Raw genomic sequence first — 26,250 nt, forward strand, 5'->3', positions numbered from 1 at the left:
ACCGCTCGGCACTCTTCATCAAACTGTCATCGAACTGTGGCAGCGCGCTTGAACAAACTTCATCAGACTCGCGCTCTACTGGGGTTCTACGTTTCGGTGTTTTTCATGTTCAAGGGATTTTTTGCAATCGCGGCGTTGTTGGCCGCGGTTTTTTTCGGGCAGGCGTCTTATGCGGCGTCGCGTTGCGACGTCAATGTACCGACCGAACGGGTCGATCTGGAGCAGGTGAGCCTGGCGTACCAAAGCATCGGTCGTGCGTCGGATCCGGCGTTGTTGCTGGTGATGGGGCTGGGCGGGCAGTTGATTCACTGGCCTGACGAAGTGGTGATCGCCCTGTGTCAGCAGGGTTTTCGGGTGATTCGTTATGACAATCGTGACGTGGGTCTTTCGACCTGGCGCCAGGCACCGGCCGAGGCCAATCTGACGTTTGAAGTGCTGCGCTATAAACTCGGTCTGCCGGTAGCGGCGCCTTACAGCCTGACCGACATGGCCGAGGATGCGCTGGGCCTGATGGACGCGTTGCACGTCGAGCAATTCCACGTACTCGGCGCGAGCATGGGCGGGATGATCGCCCAGCACCTGGCGGCCATGGCGCCGCAACGGGTCGAGAGCCTGACGCTGATCATGACCAGTTCCGGTGCCGAAGGCCTGCCGGCACCGAGCGCGGCGCTGGTGCAATTGTTGTCTCGGCGCGGCGCGCCCAATCGCGAAGTGGCGCTGGAGCAACAGGCCGATCTGCTGGCAGCGCTGGGCAGCCCGACGGTCACCGATGATCGTCAGATGCTGTTGCATCAGGCGGCGGTGTCCTATGACCGGGCGTTCAACCCCGAAGGCGTGAAGCGTCAGATCATGGCGATTCTTGCCGAGCCGAGCCGCGTGGCATTGCTCAATCAATTGCGGGTGCCGACGCTGGTGGTTCATGGCACGGCTGACCCATTGCTGCCGGTGATGCACGGCGTGCATCTGGCGGCGCACATTCGCGGCAGCCAGTTGAAGCTGATTCCGGGCCTGGCCCATCGCTTTCAGGAGGCGTTCAAGGCGCCGTTGCTGGCGGCGGTGTTGCCGTATTTGCAGCAACACCGTGAAGACACTTCGCACTGGGCGCAGATCGAACCGGTGACCGAGCGCAATCTGCTCTAGCGGGTGTATCGTGCAGGTCTTTGGCCACGATTGAACGCGCGAGGTGAGTCATGAGTTCTGCCCTGAAAATCGATTTTGTCAGCGACGTGTCCTGCCCGTGGTGCGTCGTCGGTCTGTACGGTCTGCTGCGGGCGCTGGAGATTCTGCGCAACGAGGTGCAGGCCGAGATCCGTTTCCAGCCGTTCGAACTGAACCCTAAGATGGGGCCGGAAGGGCAGAACATCGGCGAACATATCCATGAAAAATACGGATCGACGCCAGAGCAGTCACAGAAGAATCGTGAAGTGATCCGCTCCCGTGGTGCCGATGTCGGTTTCAGTTTTCGCACCGATTCCAACAGCCGCATCTACAACACCTTCGATGCTCATCGATTGCTGCACTGGGCCGGGGAGAAGGGCTTGCAGCTGCCGTTGAAAGAGGCGCTGTTCAAGGCGTATTTCACTGATGGCGGCAACCCGTCCGATCACTCGCAACTGGCGCAGATTGCCGAAAGCGTCGGCCTCGACCGACAGCGTGCCGAGGCGATTCTGGCATCCGACGAATTCGCCAGCGACGTGCGCAAAGAAGAGCAATTGTGGCTGTCGCGCGGCGTAAGCTCGGTGCCGACCGTGGTGTTCAACGGGCAATACGCGGTCAGTGGCGGGCAGCCGGTCGAGACCTTTGTCGGGGCGATCCGGCAGATCATGAGCGAGGCGAAGGGCGGCACGGTGAACTGATGCTGCGAGGGTTCCCGGGCACTGTCCGGGAACCGTGGCTAGCGGACGATCTTGTCCACGTGAATCCCCAGTTTTTTCAGTCGATACCAGAAACTGCGCTCGGAAATCCCGATCAACTGCGCTGCCGCAGCCTGCACGCCGTTGCTCTGTGCCAGCGCGGCGAGGATGTAGGCTTTTTCCACCTCGGCCAATGCCGCTTCCAGGTCGGCCGGCACGCTGCCTTCAGCGACCAGGGCGCCGGGCTCGGTCGGCTGTGAGGCAAACAGATAGGCCGGCAAGTCCTGCTCTTCAATCTCTGCGCCGGACGCCACGATGGTCGCGCGTTCGACGCAGTTCTGCAGTTCACGAATATTGCCCGGCCACGAATAGCGGGCCATCGCCTGCAACGCCTCGGCACTGAACCCGGTAAAGCGTTTGCCCGCCGCAGCGCCCAGGGTATGGGCGAAATGCCGGGCCAGCGGCGCGATGTCTTCGACCCGCTCACGCAGGGCCGGCAACGGAATCGGGAACACGTTGAGGCGGTAATACAGGTCTTCGCGAAACTCCTTGTTGGCCACCGCATCCAGCAGGTTCTTGTTGGTCGCGGCGATGACCCGCACATCGACCTTGCGCTCGCGCGGATCGCCCACCGGTTCGATGATGCGTTCCTGCAAGGCACGGAGGATTTTCGCTTGCAGCGCCAAAGGCATCTCGCCGATTTCATCGAGAAACAGCGTGCCCTTGTCCGCCTGCTGGAAGCGCCCGACCCGGTCCGCCACCGCACCGGTGAACGCGCCTTTGCGGTGGCCGAACATTTCACTTTCCAGCAAACCTTCCGGGATTGCCGCACAGTTGACCGCGACAAACGGCTTGTCGGCGCGGTTGCCGTGCTTGTGGATGGCCCGGGCGACCATTTCCTTGCCGGTGCCGCTTTCGCCGGTCAGCAGGATGGTGGCGTTGCTTTCACGCACCGAATCGATTGCGCTCAGCACCCGGCGAAAACTCGGGCTGTCGCCGACCAGGCTGTCGATCTGCTGGTGTTCGTCGAGCTCGGCGCGCATGCGCTGGTTGTCTTTGAGGATGTCGCGAAATTGCAGGGCCTTGCTGACGGTGATGTCCAGTTCATCGATATCGAAGGGCTTGGCGATGTAGTCGAAGGCGCCGTTGCGCATCGACTGCACGGCGTTTTTCACCGTGCTGTAGGCGGTCATGACGATCACCGGCAACTGCGGGAAACGGTTTTTGATTTCCGCCAGCAGTTGCGGGCCGTCCATGCCGGGCATGCGCCAGTCGCTGATCACCAGATCGATGTCTTCGGCTTCCAGCACCTTGAGCGCGTGCAGGCCGTTGCCGGCGGTGAACACCACAATGTCGTTCTGACTCAAGGCCGATGCCAGCAAGTCGCAGAGCTTGGGCTCGTCGTCGACCACCAGTACGTTATGTGTCATCGCTGTCCTCGTCGAAATCTTCACCGTTGGCCGGAATGTACAGGCTGAACGTGGCCCCGGCATCTTTTTCGCTGACGCATTCGATGCGCCCGTCATGGCTTTCCATGATCGAGTACACCTTGGCCAGGCCGAGCCCGGTGCCGGAGGCCTTGGTGGTGACGAACGGCGTGAAGATCCGCTCGAGCATGTCTGCTTCGATACCCTGGCCCGTGTCGCTGACGCTGATGACCGTATTGTGCTTATCGCTGTGGATGCCCAGGGTCAGGCGACCGCCGTCGGGCATGGCATCGATGGCGTTGACGATCAGGTTCAGGCCGGCCTGTTTGAGTTGCCGGGCATCGGCATACAGGGTGGCGGCGGGGGCGCGGTCGTCGATCCGCACATCGATATTGTGGCTGGCCAGTTCCGGGGCGCAGAAGCCCACCAGCTCATCCACCAGCGGCCGCGCCAGTTGGGTCGAGCGCAGCGGTGCACTGGGTTTGGCGAAGTCGAGAAATTCGGTGATCAGGTCGTTGATGCGGCTGACTTCGCTGACCACGTATTCCAGATGACGCTTGTCGGTCTCCGGCAGGTCGGCGCGCCGGTGCAGCAACTGCGTGGCGGTCTTGATGATGCCCAGCGGGTTGCGGATTTCATGGGCCAGGCCCATCGCGACCTCACCCAGCGCATGCAAGCGGTCGCGGCGTCGCAGTTGCGATTCCAGGTGCTGCAACTCGCCGAGGCGTTCGCTCATGTGGTTGAAGGTGCTGCTCAGTTCCGCCAGTTCATCGCCGCCGGTGACGGGCAGGCGCTGACGGTAGTCCCCGGCGATCACCGCTTGCACGCCTTTGGCCAGACCGCGCAGCGGCATGGTCAGGCGCTGGGATACCAGCCAGCCCACCGCGAGCGAAGCCGCCGAGCTGAGGATGAAGATCAGGATGAACAGGTTGCTCTGGTTCACCAGCCCGACCAGTGTCGTGTGGCGCAGCAGACCGCTGAAGACCACGCCTTGCAGTTCACCGTTTTCGTTGAGAATCGGTCGGTAGATGCCGCTGTAGCGGTTGGTCGACTGCTCGATCGGCAACTTGGTGCTGCGCAGTTGGTCCTCGATTTTTGCAGGCACGATCGCCGGGTGATCTTCAAAGCGCTGAGTGGAAAAGATTTCCGAGAAGTCGGCGTCCTTGGCCAGGTACAGGCGCAGATCCAGAGAGTGCACGTCGGCGACGCTGGTGAGGAAACTGTTATCGAGGTAGGTCACGACAATCAGTTTGTAGTCGGTGCCGTCCTGATCGCTTTCGAAGGTTGAAACCACGGCGCCGGTCGCCACGCCGCCGACCTGCAGAGTCTGCAGCACGGCTTTGGGCGCGGTGCTGATTTGCCGCACGATGTCATCGGCCGCAGTGCTGAATACCACTTTGTGATCGCTGTTGCGCACCAGGGCGACCACGTCGATGCCCATGGAGTCAGCGATGTCAGCGGTGAGCTTGTCGCGTCTGGACGACTGCCGGTCCGTGGGCGGGCGGGTATAGCGCAGGAACAACTGTGCGACGCGGGCGTTGTCGCGCACGATCTCGCGAATCTCGTCCTCGACGATCTTGGTCGATTCCTGCAGCCAGATCCGCACGTTGCTGTCGAAAATCTGCGACAGGGTGGTGGCCGCCAGTTCCGCGGCGATCATGGTCGGGATCACGCTGACCAGCCAGAACGCCAGCACCAGTTTGCGTTGCAGGCTCCAGCCGGAGAGGGCGAAGGGTCGGGCGGTGGCGCGTCGGTCGTTGATCATCATGCTCGCTTATTGTTGTTCGCTTATCGCAGTCGCCATGGCCGGGTCGGTACGATCCGGGCGGATGAATAACTTCACCAGCCGCAGCAGTTGATTGAGCACGGGATGGCGGTGGCGGAAAAACACGGTGTTGCCGACGAACGAGCAACCCAGGCGCAGCTTACTGGCATAACCGGCCTGGCCGCACGCGTAGATCGGGATGCGGTGTTCAATACAGTAGCCGACATTGGCCAGCCAGCTGCGCATGTACAGTTTGTGCTCGCGGGTCCGGGCCAGATCATGGGCAAAAAACTTGTCCACCAGCCTTTGCTCGTCCAGCAGCACCAGGTTGAACGCTACCAGCTCATCGCCGACCCAGTACAAAACGCAGGCGGCACGCTCGTCGAGGTGTTCGAGCACCTGGCGAAAGTACGCAGCCGGCAGGCACTCGAACGTCAGGTCGCTGCGGGCCAGGGTCGCTTCGTACAGACGCATCATGGTCGGCAGCAGGTCGTCGACCGAGCGCCGCCATTCGATGCGTGGGCCCGAACCACGCAGGGTCCGGCGCAAGTCCTTGCGGGTGGATTTGCCCAGGGTGCCGAGGTAGGCGTCGACCGATGCGAAGGTGATCGGCAGCTCGGCACCGGGCAACCCCGGCATGCTCTGCAACCCGGCCTCGCGACAGGCCTGGAGCCATTGCGGATTGCGGTGGGAAGCATCCTTGACCGCCAGCAGGCCGATTCCGGCCTGGTCCGCGTCCTCGCGAGCCAGTTTCAGCAGGCGCGCGAACAGGTCAGGCCAGCGGGTCGGATCAATAGACGGGAGGGTGCCGACGTGGCACTGCTCCGCCACCGGCGAACCGAGGGCGTACAGGCGGATGTCGAACAGCCCCGGCCAGCAACTGCGCAGCCATTGGCTCAAGCGTTTGCCGGTGCCCTGCAGGGTGGTGTCGAGCGAATAGGCGGTCGTGAAGGCCACGACCGCCGCAATCAGGTGGTTGTCTTCAAACAGCGCCAGGTAGCGCCACTGGAAGCCGTCGATGCCGGCCTGTTCAACGGCGCGATAATAGGCCCAGTCTTCGAGCTCCTCGGGAAAGCAGGCATTCCATGCGTCGCGATCAATCGCTTCGATGGTTGAAAAGGCTTGGGCCGTGATCACGTCGTTTCCTTAACCGGCAAGGCGTATCGTTTTTGCAGTCGACTCACGCCCGCTGCCGGTATTCCTCGGCCGACAGGGAGGGAGCGGTGAGCGGCAGGTCGGTGCGGTGGTTCTGGATGAATTGCACACTCAGTTCCACGACGCGTCGGTACTGCAGGTCGACCGTGATCATGTGATAGCAGTCGTCCAGCAGGATCTTCACCACTTCGCCACCGAGCTTGCGTTCCACGTAGTCGGCGTTCCAGCGGCTGGTGATGTCGTCCTCGATGGAGTGCAGCACCAGGGCCGGCACCGTGATGGAAGGCATGCGTTTGCGCACCACGGCGTTCATCCGGTGCAATTCGCGCACGGTCACACCCTCCATGGTCAGCAGGCCGGCCTCACTGCTGTGGCCTTCCTTCATCTGCCGTTCGACGATGGCCCGCAGGCGTTCATTCTTGATGCCGTAGGGTGGTTTCTCCTCGAACTTGCAGATGTGCACGCCGAACGGGATTTTCATCAGCAACGGCGTCAGGAACGCCAGTTTGTGGATGCTCCAGCCGTCGTATTTCAGGGTCGTGGAATACATCAGCAACCCGGCCACCTGGCCCGGATGCTCGGACGCCACGTACATCGACATCACCGCACCCATCGACAGGCCGCCGACAAACACTTTGCTGTGCTGGCGACGGATGCCGACGAAAGTCTTGCGCACACCTTCGTACCAGTCGCGCCAGCCGGTGGCCTGCAAATCGGCATTGCCGCCGCAGTGCCCGGCGAGGGTCGGCACGTACACCGTGCAACCGGCCTTGGCCAGTCCCACGGCGACCCGACGCAACTCCGTCGGGGTGCCGGTGAGGCCGTGGATCAACAACACCGCGACCTCCCCTGTGCCGAGAACGAAACCGGCGTCGCCTTCGCCCAGATCGATCCCGGCCGCGTTCATCGTTTCATCGCCCGGGCCAGCAGACGGTCGAGCAGGGCGATGCCCAGGTCGATTTCCGGGTAGCTGATTTCCAGCGATGGCGCGAGGGTGATCACGTTCTTGTAGTAGCCGCCCACGTCGAGGATCAGGCCCAGTTTGCGGCCGTCGATCTCGATGTCGCCTTTCATGCCTTCCTCGACCATGAAGTCCAGGGTGGCCTTGTCCGGAGTGAAACCGTCCGGGCCGCAGATTTCGCAGCGCAGGGCCAGGCCCAGGCCATCGACGTCGCCGATGATCGGGTAGCGTTTCTGCAGGTCCTGCAGGCCTTCGAGGAAGTATTTGCCCTTGGCCATGACCATCGCGCCGTAGTCGACTTCGCTGGTCATCTTGAACATTTCCAGGCCCACGGCGGTGCCCAGCGGGTTGGAGGCGAAGGTGGAGTGGGTCGAACCTGGCGGGAAGACTTTCGGGTTGATCAGTTCTTCCTTGGCCCAGATGCCGCCCAGCGGGTTGAGGCCGTTGGTCAGTGCCTTGCCGAAGACGATCACGTCCGGTTTGACGTCGAAGTGTTCGATCGACCACAGCTTGCCGGTGCGATAGAAGCCCATCTGGATTTCGTCGACCACCATCAGGATGCCGTGCTGGTCCAGCACATGCTTGAGTTCGCTGTAGAAGTTCATCGGTGGAATCACGTAGCCGCCGGTGCCCTGGATCGGCTCGACGTAGAACGCTGCGTATTCGCTCTGGCCGACTTTCGGGTCCCAGACGCCGTTGTATTCAGTTTCGAACAGGCGGGCGAACTGCTGCACGCAGTGGCTGCCGTACTCTTCCTTGGTCATGCCTTTCGGGCCGCGGAAGTGGTATGGGAACGGGATGAAGTTGGCGCGTTCGCCGAAGTGGCCGTAGCGGCGGCGATAGCGGTAGCTGGAGGTGATCGACGAGGCGCCGAGGGTACGACCGTGGTAACCGCCCTCGAAGGCGAACATCAGGCTTTTGCCGTTGCTGGCGTTACGCACGACTTTCAGCGAGTCCTCGATGGACTGCGAACCGCCGACGTTGAAGTGCACGCGACCGTCGAGGCCGAACTTCTTCTTGGCGTCCACGGCGATCATTTCCGAAAGCTCGATCTTGCCTTTGTGCAGGTATTGGCTGGCGATCTGCGGCAGGGTGTCGATCTGCTGTTTCAGCGCATTGTTCAGGCGCGGGTTGGCGTAACCGAAGTTGACCGCCGAGTACCACATTTGCAGGTCGAGGTAGGCCTGGTCTTCGGTGTCCCAGACGTAGGAGCCTTCGCAGCGGCTGAAAATGCGCGGCGGTTCGATGTAGTGAACGGTGTCGCCGTAGGAGCAGTACTTGGCTTCTTTTTCCAGAAGAATCTGGTCTTCCGCAGTAGCAATTCGAATATCAGACATGGTGGAAGAGTTCCTGTGTTTCTGTATTGAAAGTTTCCGAGTTGAAAGCTTCGGCATTGAAAGAGGTGGCGTTGGCGGCACTGGCCTTCGGCAGCAGGGCCAGCAGCGCCGGCAGTTCAGCGAAGCTGTCGAAGCGGGCGTAAGGGATCGCGTTGCGTTCGCAGTATTCGGCGAGGCGCCCCTTGGCGAAGACGAAGTCGGCGGTGGACGACACGCACATGTCGGACTGGCCGTCGCCGATCACCAGCACCCGTTTGTTGCCGGGCGTGGATTTGCATTTGCAGTTGCCGGAGGCCGCGCGGCAGGCATCGCTGGAATACGGAAAGTCGATGCGCCAGCTTTCGTGATCCAGCTGTCGCAGGCGGTTGGCGAGGATCGGCAGCAGGGTCACGTAGTTGCGCGAAAGAATCCGCGCGATGCCTTGTTCGATGCCGTCGCTGACCACTTCGAACGATGCGCCCAGGCCGATGGCGTGGTCGACGAAGTCGGGGAAGTCCGGATCGATTTCGATGCTGTCGAAGAATTCCAGCAGTTGGCCGGGCGTGGCCTTGACCAGCGAGAGCTGGCGGCTGAGGCATTCACGGGAACCGATTTCACCGGCCAGCCACTGGTTTTCGATCACTTCCCAACTCGGGTCGGCGAAGCGTTCGAGAATGCTGTCGATCACGTCGGTGCGGGTGATGGTCCCGTCGAAATCACACACGATATGCCAGTCAATCATCTGCATTACCTATTGGTCAGAGCGCGTTGTGTGCGCTTGCCGAGGGGTAGAGCAGGGACTGTGCCAAGTGCTTCGGCCCCTTTGTTGGCGGGGCTGATGAGGTGCTTTGGCGATTCGAAGCTACAATTTTTGTAGCTTGCTACAAACAACATGAGTGCTTGCGCGGTGGGCGGCATCCGGGGATTGATGCGCGCATGTTCAATTAAAGGAATGGCCTCATGAAGAGGAAGACACTGCTTTTACTGGCGGCGCTGAGCGCTTTTTCAGCAGGCGCAATGGCGCAGGGGATTACCGGGGAGGCGGGCGTGGGCCTGGGTTATCAGCCTCATGATCCCAGCGGCAGCCGTTATGAAACCCGGCCGATACCGTATCTCGATCTGGACTGGGGCGATGTCAGCCTCAGCACCGACGACGGCCTGACCTGGAGCGCCTTGAAGGCCAACGGTTTCAGCGCCGGCCCTTATGTGAATTACCTGCCGGGCCGTACCTCCAACGGCGAATTGCGCGGGTTGCGCGATGTGCCCGACATGGCCGAGGCCGGTGGTTTCGTGCAGTACGCCCCGGCCGACTTCTGGCGGGTATTCGCGTCCGTTGGCCAGGCCATCGGCGGTGGCGGCGGGCAGGGCGGCGTGCTCGGTCGGGTCGGTGGCGAGATCGGCTATCCACTGGGCGGCGGCGTGATCGGCAGCAGCAATCTGACCGCGCATTTCGCCAATGCCCGGCAAAACAACACGTTCTTCGGTGTCAGCGACAAGGAAGCCCTGGCCTCCGGCATCCGCGCCTACAACGCTGGTGGCGGCTTGCAGAATATTGCGCTGACCCAGAGTTTCGAGTTCCCTATCGCGCCTCAATGGTCGCTGGTGGCCAGCGCCAGCTGGATTCACCTGACGAACTCGGCGGCCGACAGCAGCATTGTCAAAAGCGTCGGCGATACCAATCAGGGCGAGGTGCAGATGGCGATCGCCTATAAATTCAAGTGAGCCAGGCGGGAACTGGTCTGGCCTTTGCAGACAGCCGTGTCGAACCCATTGTTTCAGGATGTTCTTCATGGCTCGCCCTGTTTATCGTCTGCTGGCTCACTCGCTGTGGGACCTGATTCCCATCGCCCTCGGCCTGGCCCATTTCGCTTTTGTCGTGTGGCTGGTCACAGCCTTTCATGCGCTGTCCTGGTGGGCGTTGCTGCCTTTGGCGCTGGGCTATGCGGTGAGCCTGTCGTGGAGCATCAACAGCATTTCCCACAACCAGATCCACAACGCCTACTTCACGCCGGCGTGGCTCAACCGAGCCTTTGACCTGCTGCTGTCGGTGACCATCGGTTTCTCCCAGACCCTCTACCGCGACATCCACAACCGCCATCACCGGGGCAATTCGGACCGGCCGGGGGCGGATGGCAAGACCATCGATCCGCTGTCGATCTACCAGCGCGGCAAGGACGGCCAGCCCGAGAATCCCTGGGCCTACACCTTTTTGAGTTTCTTTCGCGACGACCCCAAGCCGATCTACGACGAGATGCGTCGCAAGCGTCCCGACGATGCGCGCTGGGTCAAAGTGGAGATCGGCGTGACAGTGGCGTTTTACCTGGGGCTGGCTGCGTATGACTGGCGGGCGGTGCTGGTGTTGTTGCCGTTCTGGTATCTGGGTCAGGCGCTGTCATCGCTCAACGGCTACTACGAGCATTTTGGCGGCAACCCGGATTCGCCGATTGCCTGGGGCGTCAGCGCCTACAGCCCGCTCTACAACTTGTTGTGGATGAACAATGGCTATCACGCCGAGCATCACTATCGGCCGAAAATGCATTGGACCCGGGTCAAGGCGTTTCACCGGGAGATTGGCGAGCAGCAGCGGGAGGCGGGGGTGAAGGACATTCCGGTGGCCCACGGCCTCGGATTTCTGGTGGATCATCACAAGGATTGAACCGTACACAACGTGGGAGCCAGCAGGCTCCCACCGTCGATTTCCTCAGTTTTCCTCGCCCTCGGCCAGCAGCGCAATGCCGCCCATGATCACGGCCACACCCACCCAGTGCAGCACGCTGATCTGTTCTCCCAGCCCCAGCCACGACCCCAGCAGCACGCCGACGAACACCAGCGAACTGAGCGGAAACGCCAGGGACAGGCTGCTGCGCCGCAAAATCAACATCCAGACAAAGAACGCGCCGATGTAGCAGGCAATCGCCAACAGCACGCCCGGTGCCTGGGCGACGTTGAGCAGCCATTGCAGGGTGAAGTCCATTTGCCCCAGTTGATCGCCGCCGACCTTGGTCGCGATCTGCCCGCCACTTTCCAGAATAATCAGCAACGCCCAGAGCACCACGGTGCCGAGACGGCCGTGAAGCCAATCCATCGAGCCATTCCTTTTGAGTATCAGTTGAGAATCAGGCATGGCCGACACACACGAGCATCACGCCCGCCGTAATCACCAGAGTGCCCATCCAGCGGCGACGGCTGACGGTCTCGCCGAGGAACAGCTTGCCGGCCAGCACCACGCCGCAATACGCCAGCGCGGCGGCGGGAAACAACAGGCTCAGCGGCGCCCGGGACAGCGCTTCGAGCCAGACGAAAAACTCGATCACGTAGGCGCCGATTCCGCACCACAACAGCGGCGCGTTGAACACCTGGCCCCAGAACGCGCCCAGCCGAAATCCGCCCTCAAGCTCAGGCAAACGGTCCAGGCCGAGTTTGAAACAGAGCTGGCCGATCACGTCGAGCACGATGGAAAACGCCACCAGCCAAATCACGGTCAAGGTCATGGGAACAGCTCCTCGAACAACTCGATCAACGCTTGATTGGTCGCCGAGTTGCGCAGCAGATCGGTTTCGCTCCAGCGCTCGGCCGGCGGCTGGTCGGACTTGGCTTCCCAGCGTTTGAACGCGTTGCTGAAGGCCGGGCGGGCGAACTCGCCACAGATGTCGATGCCGAGGATGCGTTTGCTGGCGGCCAGGCTGCGGATCGCCTGGAGCAAGTGGCTCAGGCGCATCTGGCCCTGATCCCAATTGGTCGCGGCGTCTTCGCTGGCCAGTACGTCCTTGTCGATGGTGATCCACACGGCTTTGGTAGGAAGGCTGGCGATCATCCGGTCGAGAAACGCCGTCCAGTCCTGATCGGCCAGGTTGTGCCAGTGCAGCAGGTTCTCCTGTTGCTGATGACCGGCGCCATCGCCGACCCGGCCCCAGACTTTCGACGGCGGGTGCTGCCACGGGAACAGCTGCAACACACCGCGTTTCAGGGCACCGAGATTGCCGCCCTTGATCTGCGGATTTTGCAGATCGTCGCTGCACGGCCCGAGGGTGACGATACGTTCGATGTTCGGCAGTTTCAGGGCCTGATTGACCCACGAGCCGCAGTGGCGACGGGGGGCAAAGTGAACCCAGTCGGGATGATTGTCGAAGTGGATCAGGCTTACCGGCTCGGGCAGGTCAGTCAGGAAGGCCGGCGTCAGATGGTGATAGTCGCCGGAGCCGACGAAGAAGATTTCCGGTGCAGGGCCGCTGTGCCGGGGCCGCTCACGCAGGCGTTCGGTAAAGCGGCGAAAGGTCCGTTCGCTGGACCAGAGCCGCAGTTTCGGGCCGAGGTCGAGCAGGTCCAGGCGTTGGGCGCGGCCGCTGTCGAGCAGCCGCGCGATGGACGCCTGACCGGTCAGGCTGTGGTCGAGATCTAAAATGTTCAAGGTCGCAATTCACCCTTGGCAGACCCTCCCAGACACCGGCCTCATCGAACATGAGCGCCGGCCGGGCGGGCTTTCGGGGGTAAATGCAAGGGACGGGCCAGGCCCTCTCCCATACGGCGGCCGTCAGGCGTGCAGGCGTACCCAGACGCTGACCAGCACCGTCGCCGCCATCAGCCACGCGACAGCCGCCACGGCCAATGAAGCTTCCAGGCGCATCCGGTCGACCATCACGTACAGCGTCGCCAGGTACACGAAGTACGGAATGATCGACCACATGCCGAACACGATGGTGGTCTTCAGGTCTTCCACCGAACGGCCCTTGCCGACGATGTAATGGGCGATCAGGGCGAAGGTCGGAAACAGCGGCACCAGGCCGGCGATGTAGTAGTTTTTGGTCTTGGCCAGCATGGCGAGGATCACCACCACCGCCGCACCGATCATTGCCTTGAAAATCAGATCCACATCGTTCTCGCTTAATGGCTCAGGCCGTATTTTTTCACTTTGTCGAACAGCGTGGTCTTGGCCATGCCCAGTTCCAGGCTGGCCTGGGTCAGGTTGCCGCCGCTGCGTTGCAGGGCGTCGCTGAGCAGATTGCGTTCGAAGGCTTCGACCGCTTCGGCGAACGCCAGGCCCTGGCCGCCACTGCTGGCACCGGACTTCTTGAACGCTGGCAAACCGAGGGCGAAGCGTTCGGCGACGTTGCGCAGTTCACGCACGTTGCCCGGCCAGTCGTGGCTCATCAGGCTCGACAGCGTCTGGTTGTCCAGCTCCGGCAGTGCGCGGTCGAAGCGCAGGGCCGATTGCTGGGTGAAGTGTTCGAACAGTTGCAGGATGTCTTCGCGGCGCTCGCGCAGGGGCGGCAGCTCCAGCGTCACGACGTTGAGGCGGTAGTACAAGTCGCTGCGGAATTCCCCGGCCTTGCTCGATTCGTCGAGGTCGGACTTGGTCGCCGCGATCACCCGGCAATCCACCGCCACGCTCTGGTTCGAGCCGAGGCGTTCGAGGGTGCGCTCCTGCAACACCCGCAGCAATTTGATCTGCAGTGGCAGCGGCATGCTTTCCACTTCATCGAGGAACAGCGTGCCGCCGTCGGCGTGTTCGATCTTGCCGATCCGCCGCTTGCCGGCGCCGGTGAAGGCGTTGGCCTCGTGGCCGAAGATTTCGCTTTCGAACAGGTTTTCCGGCAGGCCGCCGCAGTTCAGCGCAACGAATTGCTTGGTGTGGCGGCGGCTGAAGTCGTGCAGGCAACGGGCGACCAGTTCCTTGCCGGTACCGGTTTCGCCTTCGATCAACACGTTGGCCGAGGTGTCGGCGACGTTGGCGATCAGTTCGCGCAGGTTCTGCATGGCTGGCGAGCGACCGATGATCCGTCCTTCAAGGGAGTCGCGCTCGGCCAGTTGCCGGCGCAGAGACGAGACTTCGCGAGCCAGGCTGCGTTGCTCCAGCGCACGCCGGGCGACGTCCACCAGCCGTTCCGGGGAGAACGGTTTTTCCATGAAGTCGTAGGCGCCTTTCTGCATCGCGCCGACCGCCATGGAGATGTCGCCGTGACCGGTGATCAGCACCACCGGCAGGCTGCGGTCGCGTTGCTTGAGACGGGTCAACAGTTCCAGGCCATCGATGCCGGGCAGGCGAATGTCACTGATGACGATGCCGGCGAAATTGTCGCCGACCCGCTCCAGCGCTTCTTCGGCACTGCCGACGCCGATGCAGGGAATGTCTTCCAGGGTCAGGGCCTGCTGGCAGCCGAGCAGCACATGGGGATCGTCTTCGACGATCAGCACACTAAGGTCGTTGTTCATATTGGCTCGGCAGGAGTAGGGCTTACCAACGGTAAACTGAGGACGAAGGTGGTACCACCGCTGGCCGGGTGTTCGACACCCAGGTGTCCGCCGGTGGCGGCGGCCAGGCTGGCGGAGAGAGTCAGGCCGAGGCCCAGACCCTGTTCGCCGGGTTTGGTGGTGAAGAACGGCTCGAACAGATGCTTGCGCGCTTCAGCGTCGATACCGTGGCCGTTGTCGCGTACTCGCAGGCGATATTTGCCGTCGAATTCTTCGCCCTCCAGCCACAGCTCCGGCAGCGGTTGTGCCTGCATGGCGTCGAGGGCGTTGCCGATCAGGTTGACCAGAATCTGCTCCAGCCGTGTCTGGTCGATCTGCACTTGCTCATCAATGAACTGACGATGCACTTGCAGGGCGGCTTTTTCGACACGGGCACCGAGTACTTGCAGCGCGGCGTCCACGGCTTTGCCGAGGCTGGCGCGACCCTTGTCGTCGCCGCGCCGGGCGAACGAGCGCAGGCTGGCGGTGATCCGACCCATGCGGTCGATCAGGTCATTGATGGTTTTCAGGTTGGTGCTGGCGACGTCGAGCTGACCACGTTCCAGAAAGCGAATCGTATTGCCGGACAAGGTGCGCATCGCTGCCAATGGCTGGTTCAGTTCGTGGGCGATGCTGGTGGACATCTGGCCGATGGCCGCGAGCTTGCCGGCCTGCACCAGTTCGTCCTGGGCGCGGCGCAAGGTTTCTTCGGCCTGACGGCGTTCGCGGATCTGACTCTTGAGCCGGTCATTGCTGGCGCGCAGGTCGGCGGTGCGTTCGGTAATCCGACGCTCCAGCTGATTGTTGGCTTCCTGCAGGGCTTCCCGGGCGGCGAGGCGGGTGGCGATGACCTTGCGACGCTCGTTCCAGGCGATCAGCAGAAAGGCCACGAGGGCGAAGGCGACCGCCACCAGAATCCCCTGATTGATCGCTTCGCGCCGCAGGTCCTGCAACGGTGTGAGCAGGGTGAAATTCCACGGAGTGTCGCTCAGCGGCCGGGTTTGCGCCAGGTAACTGATGTTCTCCTCGTCGGCATCGACTTCGCTGTTGGCCGGGAAGGTCAGTTTTTCCACGCCTTCAGCCAGGGTTTCCCGGGCCAGAGGTTGCAGTTCGTTGAGCGGGAACCAGTAGTACTGGAGGCTGCGGGCGAGTTTTTCCTTGGTCTCGTCGCTCAGTGGCACCACGGATTTCAGGCGTCGGGCCGGATCGCTGGAGAGAATGATGATGCCGTTCTCGTCACTGACGAAGGCTTCCAGGCGCGCCCGTTGCCAGCGCTCTTCCATGGCTTCCAGGCGCACTTTGACCACCGCGACGCCGATGATCTTGCCGTGTTCTTCCAGGCCGTGGGCCAGGTAATAGCCGGGTTCGCCGTTGGTGCTGCCGATCCCGTAGAAACGTCCGGGCTGGCCGCGGATGGCGTGCTGGAAATAGGCGCGGAACGACAGGTCTTCGCCGAGGTAGCTGTCGACATCGCGCCAGTTGCTGGTGGCCATGACGCGGCCGGTGGTGTCCATGACGTAGATGGCCCGACTGCGGCTGCGCCGGTTCAGGCCTTCCAGGTAATCGTTGACCGTTTGCCGGTGTTCCGGGGTCGGGTCGTCCAGCAACTGCGAAACGCTCGATTCGAGTTCCAGCAGGCTGGGCAGGTAGGTGTATTTGCTGATTTCGCTTTCGACGGCACGGGCGTTCAGTTCGAGCTGACGCTGGCCGTTTTCGCTGAGGCTGCGAATGCCGAAGTGTTCACTGATCCAGAAGCCGGCGTAACCCAACCCGACCATCAGGATGATGACCAGCGGCGGCAGGAACAAATGGCGGATCAGACGGGGTTTCACGGCAAGTGATGGCGTGGTTGCGCGATAGAGATTGGGGTCGCATTTCATCACAGATGCCTTGGGTCAACCACCCGGATTCCCCGACAGTTGCTGTCGGGGAGTCCGGCAGGTTTTTAGTGCTGCAGGATTTTCTCGAGGAAATGCTGCGCGCGTTCGGAGCGTTGGCTGATGTCGCCGAAGAACTCTTCTTTCTTGCAGTCTTCGATGATCTTGCCGGCATCCATGAAGATCACCCGGTCGGCCACTTTGCGGGCGAAGCCCATTTCGTGGGTCACGCACATCATGGTCATGCCTTCGTGGGCCAGTTGCACCATCACGTCGAGCACTTCGTTGACCATTTCCGGGTCCAGCGCCGAGGTCGGTTCATCGAACAGCATGACGATCGGGTCCATCGCCAGCGCACGGGCAATCGCCACACGCTGTTGTTGACCGCCGGACAGTTGGCCCGGGTGCTTGTGGGCATGGGCAGCCAGACCGACGCGATCAAGCAGTTGCAGACCTTTCTTGGTCGCCTCTTCCTTGCTGCGGCCCAGCACCTTGATCTGCGCGATGGTCAGGTTTTCGGTGATGGTCAGGTGCGGGAACAGTTCGAAGTGCTGGAACACCATGCCGACGCGCGAGCGCAGTTTCGGCAGGTTGGTCTTCGGGTCGGCAATCGACGTGCCGTCGACCACGATGTCGCCTTTCTGGAACGGCTCCAGCGCGTTGACGCACTTGATCAGGGTCGACTTGCCCGAACCGGACGGACCGCAGACCACGATCACTTCACCCTTTTTGACCTCGGTGCTGCAATCGGTCAGCACCTGGAAGTCCCCATACCACTTGTTGATGTTCTTGATAGAGATCATACGGCGAACCTTTTTTGCAGACGCTTGACCAGCACCGAGGCGGCAAAGCTGATGGTGAAGTACACGAGACCTGCGAAGATCAGGAACTCATTCGAGCGGCCAATGATGTCGCCACTGGCGCGCGAGGCGTTGAGGAAGTCCACCAGGCCCACGGTGTAGACCAGCGAGGTGTCCTGGAACAGGATGATGCTCTGCTGCAGCAGCAGCGGGGTCATCTTGCGGAACGCCTGGGGCAGGATGATCAGGCGCATCATCTGGCCGTAGCTCATGCCCAGCGCCTGTGCGGCACCCATCTGGCCTTTCGGAATCGACTGCACGCCGGCACGGACGATTTCGCAGAAGTACGCCGCTTCGAACATCATGAAGGCCACGATGCACGAGGTGAACGCGCCGATCGGGGTGTCTTCGCCGGTGATCCAGCGCAGCACGAATGGCACCGCCAGGTAGAACCAGGTGATGACCAGCAGCAGCGGGATCGAGCGGAAATAGTTGACGTAGGCGCCGGCAATGTTCGACAGCAGTTTGTTATGGGACAGACGGCACAGCGCGAGTAGGGTGCCGAGAATGATCCCGCCGACAACGCCCATCGCCATCAGCTTGAGGGTCATCAGCATGCCGTTCCACAGGCCGGGAATGGCCGGGACGATGCCACTGAAATCGAAGTCCATTATTTACCCCCCACGGAGATCAGGCCGGGCACGGAGACTTTCTTCTCGACCATGCGCATCAGCAGCATCAGGCTCATGTTCAGGGTGAAATAGATCAGGGTCGCCAGGGTGAAGGCTTCAAACAGGTTGGCCGAGAACTCGGCGGTCTGTTTGGTTTGCGCCAGCAGTTCCATCAGGCCGATCAGGGACGCCACGGAGGAGTTCTTGAACACGTTCAAAAATTCCGAGGTGAGCGGTGGAATGATGATCCGGTAGGCCTGGGGCAGCAGCACGTTCCAGTAGATCTGCGGCAGCTTGAAACCCATGGCGCGGGCGGCGGATTCCTGGCCACGTGGCAGCGCCTGGATACCGGTGCGAACCTGTTCGCAGACACGGGCGGCGGTGAACAGGCCCAGGCACACGACAACGCTCAGGTAGGCCGAGGTGGTCGGGTTCAGGTCCTGCTTGTACCACTCCTGCAGGTCCGGCGGCAGCAGGTCCGGTACCAGGAAGTACCAGATGAACAGCTGAACCAGCAGCGGTACGTTACGGAACAGTTCGACGTAGCAGGTCGCGATGCCCGATACGATGCGGTTCGGCACGGTGCGCATGATGCCCAGCAGCGAGCCCAGCAGCAGGGCGATGATCCAGGCCACGATGGCGATGGCGATGGTCCAGCCCAGACCGGAAATGAACCAGTCGAGATAAGTCTCGCTGCCCACGCCGGTGGACTTGAAGAACACGCCCCAGTCCCAGTTGTAATTCATTAGGGTCTCCCCTCGATTCGATCGATGTACAAGTGCCCGCCTGGGGAAGCTCCGTTCCCGGCCTGATCCTGACGGTCAGGCACACGCGATCGGCTCGACAGCCACCGGTTCGAGTGTTTCCAAAAAGTGCCAGCAGGGAGTGACCATTCCCTGAGAAGGCAGGCGCCTCCTCAGGGAACAAGGTTAGTCAGAAATCAGGACTTCTTGTCGTCAGCCGCTTTGTCGGTCGGGTTGGCGATCAGGGCCTTGAGCTCGTCGCTCATCGGGAAGTTCAGGTTCAGGCCTTTTGGTGGAATCGGCGACATGAACCACTTGGTGTAGATCTTGTTGATCTCGCCCGATGCGTAGGTCGCCTTGATGGCGTCATCCACAGCCTTTTTGAACGGCTCGTCGCCCTTGCGGACCATGCAGCCGTAGATTTCATAGGACTGCGGAGTGCCGGTCACGGCCCAGTCGGTGGCTTTCTTGGCCTTGGCGGCTTCGCCTGCCAGCAGCGCGTCGTCCATCATGAACGCAACGGCACGACCCGATTCCAGCATCTGGAAGGATTCGCCGTGGTCCTTGGCAGAGATGACGTTCATGCCCATCTGCTTGTCGGCGTTCATCGCCTTGAGGATGCGCTCGGAGGTGGTGCCGGCGGTGGTCACGACGTTCTTGCCTTTCAGATCGTCGAAATCCTTGTACTGCGAACCGGCCTTGGACAGCAGACGGGTACCGATCTCGAAGATGCCGACGGAGAAGTCGACCTGCTGCTGACGCTCGACGTTGTTGGTGGTGGAGCCGCACTCGACGTCCACGGTGCCGTTTTGCACCAGCGGGATACGGGTCTGCGAGGTCACGAGGTTGTATTTGACCTGCAGGTTTGGCAGGTCCAGGTCTTTCTTGATCGCTTCGACGATGGCCAGCTGGATATCGTGGGAGTAGCCGACCGGTTTGCCGGAGGCGTCAGCGATGTAGGAAAACGGAATGGAGGCGTCGCGGTGCCCCAGGGTGATGGTGTTGGACTCTTTGATCTTCTTAAGGGTGCCGGTGAGCTCGGCAGCGAAAACTGGTGTGCTGATCAGAGCGGCAGCAATGGCTGCGCCCAGGATATGGGGAACGATGCGCATCAAATTTTCCTCGACATTGTTTTTTTTATGGAGCCGGTTGAGCGGGCCCTTTTGTGCTTCGAATGCCTGACGGCTCCTGCTGTGTTGGCGCAACAGGCATTCGTCGAAGGAGTGTAGAGCATGACTCGTGCCAGACCAGTTGCTACAAGTTAACTTATTGATTTATTTGATGATTAAGGTTTTGTGATGGTGTTTTTCTGCGTTTCTGATCCGGTTATCCGAATCGACTGACAGGTCGCGTTCGGAAAACCGAACGGCATTCGTCATCCCATGTTTCAGCCGGGATGCAAAAAGCCCCTGAATCTCTCGATTCAGGGGCTTTTTGTTTTACGGGCGGATCGATCAGGCCGCTTCGATCTTGCGGTTCTGCTCGACCTTGTTCAGGTACGCCGCGAGTTTTTCCTGCTCGGCCGGGGTGGTGAACAGCCCCAGTTTGCTGCGGCGCCACAGGATGTCGTGCGCGGTGGTGGCCCATTCTTCGCTGCACAGGTAATCGACTTCACGGGTGTAGAGACCGCCGCCGATGTGCTCGCCCATGTCGGCGAGGGTGTCGACGCCTTCCAGCATGCGCCAGGTGCGGCTGCCGTAGGTGGTGGCCCAGCGACGGGCAATTTCGGTTGGCACGAAGTCGAACTTGTCGCGGATCAGCGCGCTCAGGGCCTGCGGCGTGGTCATGTCTTCGCCGCCCGGCAGGGTGGCGCTGGCGGTCCAGCTCGGACGCATCTGCGTGAAGAACGGCATCAACTGCGCCATCGCCGACTCGGCGAGTTTGCGGTAGGTGGTCAGCTTGCCGCCGAACACCGACAGCAGCGGCGCTTCTTCGGTGCTGCCGGACAGCGCCAGGGTGTAGTCGCGGGTCACGGCCGAAGGATTGTCGGATTCGTCGTTGCACAGTGGGCGCACGCCCGAGTAGCTGTGCAGGATGTCTTCGCGATTGATCTGCTTCTTGAAGTGGGCGTTGACCACTTTGAGCAGGTAATCGGTTTCGCCGTCGGTGATCGCTACTTTGGCCGGATCGCCGGTGTATTCGCGGTCGGTGGTGCCGATCAGGGTGAAGTGGTTCAGGTACGGAATGGTGAAAACGATGCGCTGATCTTCGTTCTGCAGGATGTGCGCGTGATCGCCTTCGTACAGTTTCGGCACGATGACATGGCTGCCCTGGATCAGGCGGATGCCGTACGGCGATTCCATCTTCAGGTCGTCACGGATGAACTTGGCGACCCATGGGCCGGCGGCGTTCACCAGTGCCTTGGCGGTGATCGAAAACAGGCTGCCATCGGCGCGTTCCAGGTTCAGGTGCCACAGGCCTTTGGCCCGGCGGGCGCTGACGCAACGGGTCTGGGTGTGGACATGCGCGCCTTTCTCACGGGCGGCCATGGCGTTCAGCACGACGAGGCGGGCGTCATCGACCCAGCAGTCGGAGTATTCGAAGCCTTTGGTGATTTCGCTTTTCAGCGCGCTGTCGGCGCCGAACTTCAGGCTCTTGGAGCCCGCAAGTTTTTCGCGCTTGCCGAGGTTGTCATAGAGGAACAGGCCGGCACGGATCATCCACGCCGGACGCAGGTGCGGACGGTGCGGCAGTACGAAACGCATTGGTTTGACGATGTGCGGGGCCTTGGCCAGCAGCACTTCGCGCTCGGCCAGGGCTTCGCGCACCAGACGGAATTCGTAATGTTCGAGGTAGCGCAGGCCACCGTGGATCAGCTTGCTGCTGGCCGACGAGGTGTGGCTGGCCAGGTCGTCCTTTTCGCAAAGGAACACCGAAAGACCGCGACCGGCGGCATCCGCTGCGATCCCCACGCCATTGATCCCGCCGCCGATGACGGCGATATCGTAGATCTCGGAGATAGGGGGCGTACGCAAGGTAGATGTGGACATCGGCTGGCCTCGGGCTCTTTTGATTTTCTGTCTTGGAAATCGAACATGAATGTTCATTTGCGAAAATGGTAGCCCATAAAGACGCGCACAGCCAGCCGACTTCGATTGAAAAAACTCATCGAAGGGCGGAGAAAGGAAAATATTCGAACATTCGCGGGCGGATCGCCCTACGCGAGCGATTGATCGTTCCCACGTCGAGGCGTCGAACCGTCTGCGTGGGAATGCATACATTGACGCTCTGCGTCAGCGCTTGGGAGGGGACGCGGAGCGTCCCGGGCTGCGTTCCCACGCGGAGCGTGGGAACGAGAAATAAAAGGAGGGGGGGTTAAACGACTTCCAGGCGAATCTTGTGCTGGCTCAGCAGTTGCGCCAGGGCCGGCACCGGCTGCTGGTCGGTGACCAGGCAATCGATCAGGCTGATCGGGCCGAGGCGGATCATTGCGTTACGGCCGAACTTGCTGGAGTCCGCCGCGAGGATCACCTGGCGGGCATTGGCGATGATTGCCTGGGACACCCGGACTTCCTGGTAATCGAAGTCGAGCAGGCTGCCGTCTTCATCGATGCCGCTGATGCCCACCAGCGCAAAGTCGACCTTGAATTGATTGATGAAATCCACGCTCGCCTGACCCACCACGCCGCCGTCGCGACGGACATTGCCGCCGGTGAGCAGCACATCGAAATCATCCTTGGCGCTGAGCATCGAGGCGACGTGCAGGTTGTTGGTGATGATTTTCAGGTGGCTGTGGTTGAGCAGGGCGCGGGCGATGGATTCGGTGGTGGTGCCGATGTTGATGAACAGCGAGGCGTGATCGGGAATCTGTGCGGCGATGGCTTCACCGATGCGTTGTTTTTCATCGCGCATCTGATCGGCGCGCATCGCATAGGCGGTGTTTTCAACACTGGAATCATAGGCGGCGCCGCCGTGGTAACGACGCAGCAGATTGGCTTCCGCCAGTTGATTGATGTCGCGGCGGATGGTTTGCGGGGTAACAACGAACAGCGTGGCCATTTCCTCGATGCTCACATAGCCGCGTTCGCGGACCAGCTCGAGGATTTGCTGCTGACGGGGAGGCAGATTCATGGGGCTTCCTTTGGGCTGCCGTGCAAAATTTGCCCATGATGCCGCAGGAATCCGCTCCCGACCAGTTACATACGGATACGAGTCCGGTTCGTGGCTTATTCGGCGTCCTCACGTTCCCAGTCACGGGTACGGCTGACGGCTTTTTTCCAGCCTTTATAGAGCTTCTCTTTTGCCGCTTCGTCCAGGCTCGGTTCGAACTCGCGTTCGATCACTGCCTTGCCGCGCAGTTCTTCCAGGCTGCCCCAGAAACCGCACGCCAGACCAGCCAGGTAAGCGGCGCCGAGTGCAGTGGTTTCGCGCATTTGCGGGCGTTCGACCTGCGTGCCGAGGATGTCGGCCTGGAACTGCATGAGGAAGTTGTTCGCCACTGCGCCGCCGTCCACGCGCAGGGCCTTGAGGCGTTCGCCGGAGTCCTGTTGCATGGCGTCGAGTACGTCGCGGGTCTGGTAGGCAATCGATTCCAGCGCAGCGCGAATGATGTGATCCACACGCACGCCGCGAGTCAGGCCGAACAGGGCGCCACGGGCATACGGGTCCCAGTACGGAGCGCCGAGGCCGGTGAAGGCTGGCACCAGATAAACGCCGTTGCTGTCCTTCACTTTATTGGCGAAGTATTCGGTGTCGTGAGCGTCGTTGATGATTTTCAGTTCATCGCGCAGCCACTGCACGGTCGAACCGCCGTTGAACACAGCGCCTTCCAGCGCGTAAGCCACTTCGCCGCGCGGGCCGCAGGCGATGGTGGTGAGCATGCCGTGCTGGGACTTCACCGCTTTGTCGCCGGTGTTCATCAGCAGGAAGCAGCCGGTGCCGTAGGTGTTTTTCGCCTGGCCGGGCTCCACGCACATCTGGCCGAACAGCGCAGCCTGCTGGTCGCCGGCGATACCACCGATGGCGATGCCGCTCTTGGTACGACCGTAGATTTCCGAGGAGGCTTTGACTTCCGGCAGCATTTCGCGCGGGATGTCGAGAATCTCCAGCATCTTCGCGTCCCACTCAAGTGTGTGGATGTTGAAGAGCATGGTGCGCGAGGCGTTGGTGTAGTCGGTGACGTGGACCTTGCCGCCGGTGAATTTCCAGATCAGCCAGCTGTCGACGGTGCCGAACAGCAGTTCGCCGTTGCGCGCACGTTCGCGGCTGCCTTCGACGTTGTCGAGGATCCACTTCAGTTTGGTGCCGGAGAAGTACGGGTCGGTGACCAGGCCCGTGGTGTCACGGATATATTCTTCGTGGCCGTCGCGCTTGAGCTGCTGGCAGATCTCGGTGCTGCGGCGGCATTGCCAGACGATCGCGTTGTAGACCGGGCGGCCGGTGGTCTTGTCCCAGACCACGGTGGTTTCACGCTGGTTGGTGATGCCGATGGCGGCCACTTGGTCGTGATGCAGACCGGCCTGGGCCAGCGCTTCGACCATCACGGCGCTCTGGGTGGCGAAGATTTCCATCGGGTCGTGTTCGACCCAACCGGCTTGTGGGTAATGCTGGGCGAATTCGCGCTGCGCGGTGCAGACCACGTTCGCATCGCGGTCGAAAATGATCGCGCGGGAGCTGGTCGTACCCTGATCGAGGGCAATGATGTAGTTCTTATTCTGAATGTCGGTCATGTCGATTGCCTTGGACGAAATAAGGGAGAGTGGGCCGTGGCGCAGGTTCGAATGGGCAGGAACCTGCGCCGACTGTTTCAAGAAGTTCTTGGTTTGCCGTCAATGGCCGGTTCTGCATCCTTTGTAGCAGGTGTGGCGCCGGTCAGGTGACGGGCAATCAGCCCGCGATACCCGGCAGCGCCGAGGCAGGCACCGACAATCGGTGCAAAAATCGGAATCAGGAAGTACGGGATTTCACGTGCGCCGGTGAAGGAAATTTCACCCCAGCCCGCGAAGAAAGTCATCAGTTTCGGACCGAAGTCACGGGCCGGGTTCATCGCGAAGCCGGTCAGCGGGCCCATCGAGCTGCCGATCACGGCAATCAGCAGGCCGATCAGCAGTGGTGCCAGCGGGCCTTTCGGCAGGCCGTTGTTGTCGTCGGTCAGGGACATGATCACGCCCATCAGGATCGCCGTGATGATCACCTCGACCAGGAACGCCTGGGCAGTCGACAGCGCAGGGTTCGGGAAGGTGGAGAACACCGACGCCAGTTCCAGGCTGGCGGCCGAGCCACGAACCATGTGGTGAGTTTGTTCGAAATCGAAGAACAGGTTGCTGTACAGCGTGTAAACCAACAGCGCGCCGCAGAAGGCGCCGGCGACCTGAGCGAGGATGTAGAACGGCAGTTTGCGCTTTTCGAAGTCGGCGAAAATGCTCAGGGCGATACTGACGGCAGGGTTCAGGTGCGCACCGGAAACCCCGGCGGTGAGGTAGATCGCCATGCTCACGCCGACGCCCCAGATGATGCTGATTTCCCACAGGCCGAAGCTCGCGCCCGCGACCTTGAGCGCGGCGACGCAGCCCGTACCGAAAAAGATCAGAAGTGCAGTACCCAGAAACTCGGCCAGGCACTGGCTCGAGAGCGATGGTTGCTGTAACGCAGTTGTCATTGAAAACCTCGGTTTTTGTTGTTGTCTGGCGCGTTTGCCGACAGGGCAAGGCGCGATTTTCGCCAGGGCAGGATCCCCATCCTGTTCCCGGTTTACTGCTGGGTGCTGCGGTGACGATAATTCTTACATTATTCAGATTCGAAAAAATATAGACAAGAAACAAAGCTGTCAAAGGTCGAAAGTGAACCGTCAGTCACAAATAAACTATCAGCCGTGTGAATGATCCTGCGGGTCACTGGCCTGACGATCCTGTTATCGGCCTGCAAGCCCCGGGAAACGTGGCGCGTGGTAGAGCCTTTTGTATGGCGATGGCCTAGAATCCGGCGCAGGATTTTTTGCCACTGCCGAGCCCGGAGCTGCCATGACCCCTGCGTTGGACTTGTTGAAAAAAGTTCGTGCCGAACATCGCGTGCACAGTTACGAACATGACCCCAAGGCGGCGTCCTACGGGCTGGAGGCCGCGGAAAAACTGGGCCTGGAGCCGGCGCAGGTGTTCAAGACGCTGCTGGCGGCCAGCGAAAAAGGTGAATTGCTGGTGGCGGTGGTGCCGGTCGTCGGAAGCCTCGACCTCAAGGGGCTGGCCCACGCCGCCGGCGTGAAAAAAGTGGAGATGGCCGACCCGGCCGCTGCGCAGCGTTCCACCGGTTACCTGTTGGGCGGCATCAGTCCGCTGGGGCAGAAAAAGCGCCTGCGTACTTTCATCGATAATTCCGCCCAGGCTTTTGCGACCATTTATGTCAGTGCCGGGCGACGTGGACTGGAAGTTGAGTTGGCGCCCGCCGTTCTGGCCGAGCACACCCAGGCCAAATTCGCCGACATCGGCCGTTCCTGAGGTCTGTATGAGGAAAATTGACCG

25 protein-coding genes are annotated in these 26,250 nt (G+C 61.3%); 5 read left to right on the top strand and 20 right to left on the bottom strand.

What is annotated here, in order from left to right:
• Positions 1 to 105: 105 nt before the first annotated feature.
• Complete coding sequence (locus AC1RR7_RS16710; protein ID WP_096818505.1) at positions 106 to 1,140, top strand: alpha/beta fold hydrolase; 1,035 nt, start codon at positions 106 to 108, stop codon at positions 1,138 to 1,140.
• A 50-nt stretch (positions 1,141 to 1,190) separates the two neighbouring features.
• Entirely contained in the window at positions 1,191 to 1,856 is a 666-nt protein-coding gene (locus tag AC1RR7_RS16715) for a DsbA family oxidoreductase (protein WP_493158024.1), read from the top strand.
• A gap of 38 nt (positions 1,857 to 1,894) precedes the next feature.
• On the opposite strand, the gene AC1RR7_RS16720 is transcribed toward AC1RR7_RS16715, so the two are convergent.
• From AC1RR7_RS16720 to AC1RR7_RS16745, 6 genes are read right to left on the bottom strand one after another with little or no spacing between them, the layout of a single operon-like run.
• A complete protein-coding gene (locus AC1RR7_RS16720) occupies positions 1,895 to 3,283 on the bottom strand; it encodes a sigma-54-dependent transcriptional regulator (protein WP_273536745.1) in 1,389 nt (462 codons plus the stop codon).
• A complete protein-coding gene (locus AC1RR7_RS16725) occupies positions 3,273 to 5,045 on the bottom strand; it encodes a sensor histidine kinase (RefSeq protein WP_493158112.1) in 1,773 nt (590 codons plus the stop codon). Before AC1RR7_RS16725 ends, AC1RR7_RS16720 begins: the two co-directional genes overlap by 11 nt.
• Before the next feature lie 9 nt (positions 5,046 to 5,054).
• The gene (locus AC1RR7_RS16730; RefSeq protein ID WP_192558889.1) at positions 5,055 to 6,182 is read right to left on the bottom strand and encodes a GNAT family N-acetyltransferase; all 1,128 of its coding nucleotides are present in this window, start codon (positions 6,180 to 6,182) and stop codon (positions 5,055 to 5,057) included.
• A gap of 43 nt (positions 6,183 to 6,225) precedes the next feature.
• Positions 6,226 to 7,107, bottom strand: a complete 882-nt coding sequence (locus tag AC1RR7_RS16735; protein ID WP_493158025.1) for an alpha/beta hydrolase — start codon at positions 7,105 to 7,107, stop codon at positions 6,226 to 6,228.
• Positions 7,104 to 8,498 carry an aspartate aminotransferase family protein gene (locus AC1RR7_RS16740; RefSeq protein WP_096818493.1) on the bottom strand — a complete coding sequence of 465 codons (1,395 nt, stop codon included), beginning with the start codon at positions 8,496 to 8,498 and terminating at the stop codon, positions 7,104 to 7,106. The genes AC1RR7_RS16735 and AC1RR7_RS16740 overlap by 4 nt, the downstream gene beginning before the upstream one ends.
• Positions 8,491 to 9,219, bottom strand: a complete 729-nt coding sequence (locus AC1RR7_RS16745) for an HAD-IB family phosphatase (protein ID WP_096818663.1) — start codon at positions 9,217 to 9,219, stop codon at positions 8,491 to 8,493. Before AC1RR7_RS16745 ends, AC1RR7_RS16740 begins: the two co-directional genes overlap by 8 nt.
• 218 nt (positions 9,220 to 9,437) lie before the next feature.
• Here AC1RR7_RS16745 and AC1RR7_RS16750 point away from each other — a divergent pair, with 218 nt between their 5' ends.
• On the top strand, positions 9,438 to 10,199 hold the full coding sequence (locus AC1RR7_RS16750; RefSeq protein ID WP_096818491.1) for a MipA/OmpV family protein: 762 nt from the start codon (positions 9,438 to 9,440) through the stop codon (positions 10,197 to 10,199).
• A gap of 67 nt (positions 10,200 to 10,266) precedes the next feature.
• A complete protein-coding gene (locus AC1RR7_RS16755) occupies positions 10,267 to 11,133 on the top strand; it encodes a fatty acid desaturase family protein (RefSeq protein ID WP_493158026.1) in 867 nt (288 codons plus the stop codon).
• 45 nt (positions 11,134 to 11,178) lie between these two features.
• On the opposite strand, the gene AC1RR7_RS16760 is transcribed toward AC1RR7_RS16755, so the two are convergent.
• The 14 genes from AC1RR7_RS16760 to AC1RR7_RS16825 form a co-directional block, all read right to left on the bottom strand.
• A complete protein-coding gene (locus tag AC1RR7_RS16760; RefSeq protein WP_373874115.1) occupies positions 11,179 to 11,562 on the bottom strand; it encodes a DMT family transporter in 384 nt (127 codons plus the stop codon).
• 31 nt (positions 11,563 to 11,593) lie between these two features.
• Positions 11,594 to 11,968 carry a DMT family transporter gene (locus tag AC1RR7_RS16765; protein WP_493158027.1) on the bottom strand — a complete coding sequence of 125 codons (375 nt, stop codon included), beginning with the start codon at positions 11,966 to 11,968 and terminating at the stop codon, positions 11,594 to 11,596.
• The gene (locus AC1RR7_RS16770; RefSeq protein WP_493158028.1) at positions 11,965 to 12,885 is read right to left on the bottom strand and encodes an arginase family protein; all 921 of its coding nucleotides are present in this window, start codon (positions 12,883 to 12,885) and stop codon (positions 11,965 to 11,967) included. The genes AC1RR7_RS16765 and AC1RR7_RS16770 overlap by 4 nt, the downstream gene beginning before the upstream one ends.
• Before the next feature lie 123 nt (positions 12,886 to 13,008).
• A complete protein-coding gene (locus tag AC1RR7_RS16775) occupies positions 13,009 to 13,338 on the bottom strand; it encodes a GlpM family protein (protein WP_273539863.1) in 330 nt (109 codons plus the stop codon).
• Positions 13,339 to 13,358: 20 nt separating this feature from the next.
• Positions 13,359 to 14,687: a two-component response regulator AauR gene (aauR, locus tag AC1RR7_RS16780; RefSeq protein WP_102620771.1), complete on the bottom strand. Its 1,329-nt coding sequence runs from the start codon at positions 14,685 to 14,687 to the stop codon at positions 13,359 to 13,361.
• On the bottom strand, positions 14,684 to 16,585 hold the full coding sequence (aauS, locus tag AC1RR7_RS16785) for a two-component sensor histidine kinase AauS (protein ID WP_096818478.1): 1,902 nt from the start codon (positions 16,583 to 16,585) through the stop codon (positions 14,684 to 14,686). Before aauS ends, aauR begins: the two co-directional genes overlap by 4 nt.
• A gap of 65 nt (positions 16,586 to 16,650) precedes the next feature.
• A complete protein-coding gene (locus tag AC1RR7_RS16790; RefSeq protein WP_102620770.1) occupies positions 16,651 to 17,385 on the bottom strand; it encodes an amino acid ABC transporter ATP-binding protein in 735 nt (244 codons plus the stop codon).
• Positions 17,382 to 18,053: an amino acid ABC transporter permease gene (locus AC1RR7_RS16795; RefSeq protein ID WP_102620769.1), complete on the bottom strand. Its 672-nt coding sequence runs from the start codon at positions 18,051 to 18,053 to the stop codon at positions 17,382 to 17,384. The genes AC1RR7_RS16790 and AC1RR7_RS16795 overlap by 4 nt, the downstream gene beginning before the upstream one ends.
• On the bottom strand, positions 18,053 to 18,799 hold the full coding sequence (locus AC1RR7_RS16800) for an amino acid ABC transporter permease (protein WP_102620768.1): 747 nt from the start codon (positions 18,797 to 18,799) through the stop codon (positions 18,053 to 18,055). Before AC1RR7_RS16800 ends, AC1RR7_RS16795 begins: the two co-directional genes overlap by 1 nt.
• 194 nt (positions 18,800 to 18,993) lie before the next feature.
• Complete coding sequence (locus tag AC1RR7_RS16805; RefSeq protein ID WP_102620767.1) at positions 18,994 to 19,908, bottom strand: glutamate/aspartate ABC transporter substrate-binding protein; 915 nt, start codon at positions 19,906 to 19,908, stop codon at positions 18,994 to 18,996.
• Between the two features lie 342 nt (positions 19,909 to 20,250).
• Positions 20,251 to 21,786 carry a glycerol-3-phosphate dehydrogenase gene (gene glpD / locus AC1RR7_RS16810; RefSeq protein ID WP_493158029.1) on the bottom strand — a complete coding sequence of 512 codons (1,536 nt, stop codon included), beginning with the start codon at positions 21,784 to 21,786 and terminating at the stop codon, positions 20,251 to 20,253.
• Positions 21,787 to 22,111: 325 nt separating this feature from the next.
• Positions 22,112 to 22,867: a DeoR/GlpR family transcriptional regulator gene (locus tag AC1RR7_RS16815; protein ID WP_007953179.1), complete on the bottom strand. Its 756-nt coding sequence runs from the start codon at positions 22,865 to 22,867 to the stop codon at positions 22,112 to 22,114.
• A 95-nt stretch (positions 22,868 to 22,962) separates the two neighbouring features.
• Positions 22,963 to 24,465, bottom strand: a complete 1,503-nt coding sequence (gene glpK / locus AC1RR7_RS16820) for a glycerol kinase GlpK (protein WP_096818468.1) — start codon at positions 24,463 to 24,465, stop codon at positions 22,963 to 22,965.
• A 77-nt stretch (positions 24,466 to 24,542) separates the two neighbouring features.
• The gene (locus tag AC1RR7_RS16825; RefSeq protein WP_085730171.1) at positions 24,543 to 25,394 is read right to left on the bottom strand and encodes an MIP/aquaporin family protein; all 852 of its coding nucleotides are present in this window, start codon (positions 25,392 to 25,394) and stop codon (positions 24,543 to 24,545) included.
• A 361-nt stretch (positions 25,395 to 25,755) separates the two neighbouring features.
• Between AC1RR7_RS16825 and ybaK the strand changes: the two genes are divergently transcribed.
• Positions 25,756 to 26,226: a Cys-tRNA(Pro) deacylase gene (gene ybaK, locus AC1RR7_RS16830; RefSeq protein WP_096818466.1), complete on the top strand. Its 471-nt coding sequence runs from the start codon at positions 25,756 to 25,758 to the stop codon at positions 26,224 to 26,226.
• The last annotated feature ends 24 nt before the right edge of the window (positions 26,227 to 26,250 follow it).

The organism is Pseudomonas sp. GW821-FHT11G12 (assembly GCF_058808055.1).

Coding starts and splice junctions, on each gene's coding strand:
- AC1RR7_RS16805 (WP_102620767.1), bottom strand. CDS start 19,908: ATGCGCATCGTTCCCCATATCCTGGGCGCAGCCATTGCTGCCGCTCTG.
- AC1RR7_RS16715 (WP_493158024.1), top strand. CDS start 1,191: ATGAGTTCTGCCCTGAAAATCGATTTTGTCAGCGACGTGTCCTGCCCG.
- AC1RR7_RS16800 (WP_102620768.1), bottom strand. CDS start 18,799: ATGAATTACAACTGGGACTGGGGCGTGTTCTTCAAGTCCACCGGCGTG.
- aauS (WP_096818478.1), bottom strand. CDS start 16,585: ATGAAATGCGACCCCAATCTCTATCGCGCAACCACGCCATCACTTGCC.
- aauR (WP_102620771.1), bottom strand. CDS start 14,687: ATGAACAACGACCTTAGTGTGCTGATCGTCGAAGACGATCCCCATGTG.
- AC1RR7_RS16745 (WP_096818663.1), bottom strand. CDS start 9,219: ATGATTGACTGGCATATCGTGTGTGATTTCGACGGGACCATCACCCGC.
- ybaK (WP_096818466.1), top strand. CDS start 25,756: ATGACCCCTGCGTTGGACTTGTTGAAAAAAGTTCGTGCCGAACATCGC.
- glpD (WP_493158029.1), bottom strand. CDS start 21,786: ATGTCCACATCTACCTTGCGTACGCCCCCTATCTCCGAGATCTACGAT.
- AC1RR7_RS16790 (WP_102620770.1), bottom strand. CDS start 17,385: ATGATCTCTATCAAGAACATCAACAAGTGGTATGGGGACTTCCAGGTG.
- AC1RR7_RS16740 (WP_096818493.1), bottom strand. CDS start 8,498: ATGTCTGATATTCGAATTGCTACTGCGGAAGACCAGATTCTTCTGGAA.
- AC1RR7_RS16710 (WP_096818505.1), top strand. CDS start 106: ATGTTCAAGGGATTTTTTGCAATCGCGGCGTTGTTGGCCGCGGTTTTT.
- AC1RR7_RS16765 (WP_493158027.1), bottom strand. CDS start 11,968: ATGACCTTGACCGTGATTTGGCTGGTGGCGTTTTCCATCGTGCTCGAC.
- AC1RR7_RS16725 (WP_493158112.1), bottom strand. CDS start 5,045: ATGATCAACGACCGACGCGCCACCGCCCGACCCTTCGCCCTCTCCGGC.
- AC1RR7_RS16815 (WP_007953179.1), bottom strand. CDS start 22,867: ATGAATCTGCCTCCCCGTCAGCAGCAAATCCTCGAGCTGGTCCGCGAA.
- AC1RR7_RS16755 (WP_493158026.1), top strand. CDS start 10,267: ATGGCTCGCCCTGTTTATCGTCTGCTGGCTCACTCGCTGTGGGACCTG.
- AC1RR7_RS16825 (WP_085730171.1), bottom strand. CDS start 25,394: ATGACAACTGCGTTACAGCAACCATCGCTCTCGAGCCAGTGCCTGGCC.
- glpK (WP_096818468.1), bottom strand. CDS start 24,465: ATGACCGACATTCAGAATAAGAACTACATCATTGCCCTCGATCAGGGT.
- AC1RR7_RS16735 (WP_493158025.1), bottom strand. CDS start 7,107: ATGAACGCGGCCGGGATCGATCTGGGCGAAGGCGACGCCGGTTTCGTT.
- AC1RR7_RS16760 (WP_373874115.1), bottom strand. CDS start 11,562: ATGGATTGGCTTCACGGCCGTCTCGGCACCGTGGTGCTCTGGGCGTTG.
- AC1RR7_RS16795 (WP_102620769.1), bottom strand. CDS start 18,053: ATGGACTTCGATTTCAGTGGCATCGTCCCGGCCATTCCCGGCCTGTGG.
- AC1RR7_RS16750 (WP_096818491.1), top strand. CDS start 9,438: ATGAAGAGGAAGACACTGCTTTTACTGGCGGCGCTGAGCGCTTTTTCA.
- AC1RR7_RS16720 (WP_273536745.1), bottom strand. CDS start 3,283: ATGACACATAACGTACTGGTGGTCGACGACGAGCCCAAGCTCTGCGAC.